Below are 620 nucleotides of genomic sequence, written 5' to 3' on the forward strand. Positions count from 1 at the left end.
ATTATCGCCTTTGTCAATTACCAATGTGTTACAATTACCCAGGCGGTAGCCATCATCTGCAGTCAGCCATATGTTGTCTGCACCATCCGGATCACCCGTATTTACAAAAGGTATGCTGCCGGATGACGCCACATTACCACCGGTTGCAGGTGGCGAAAGCAGCATGGAGTAAGTAACATTTGACGTGGCATAAGTATTATTGAACACATCAGAGGGTGTGTTGGTAGTGCTTACCTTATTTCCCCAGAAAAGACAATTCTTCACCTGAGAGGTAGCGGTAGTACCGGAATTGGTGTTACCAAAATTGTGTAAGGCACCGCCGCAGCCTGCCAGGAAGCATTGGTTACCGGCGAAAGTGCAGTTGGTAAAAAAGTAGGAAGTGGCATACCCGAACACGGCACCACCGGCTCCGTTGCCGGACTGATTGTTGAGAAACAAGGTGTTATTGATTACCGGTTTGCGGGTGTTGGTGTAGTTAACGGAATAGGTATATAGAGCGCCTCCGTCCCGGTAAGCATAATTTCCGTAAAACACTACATTGTTAAGTATAGGGAATGACAAATCGTTGTACATCCCGCCGCCGTTACCTTCAGCACCCGAGCCGTCACCTGCAGTATTGC

1 protein-coding gene is annotated in these 620 nt (G+C 48.2%); it reads right to left on the reverse strand.

Annotated features, from left to right (window positions below; genetic code table 11):
- The coding region (locus I6F37_RS38425) for a hypothetical protein (RefSeq protein WP_225154132.1) at nucleotides 1–620 on the reverse strand (620 nt) is incomplete at both ends.

The organism is Bradyrhizobium sp. NBAIM08 (assembly GCF_020193935.1).
In the GTDB taxonomy this organism is placed as follows: domain Bacteria; phylum Pseudomonadota; class Alphaproteobacteria; order Rhizobiales; family Xanthobacteraceae; genus Bradyrhizobium; species Bradyrhizobium yuanmingense.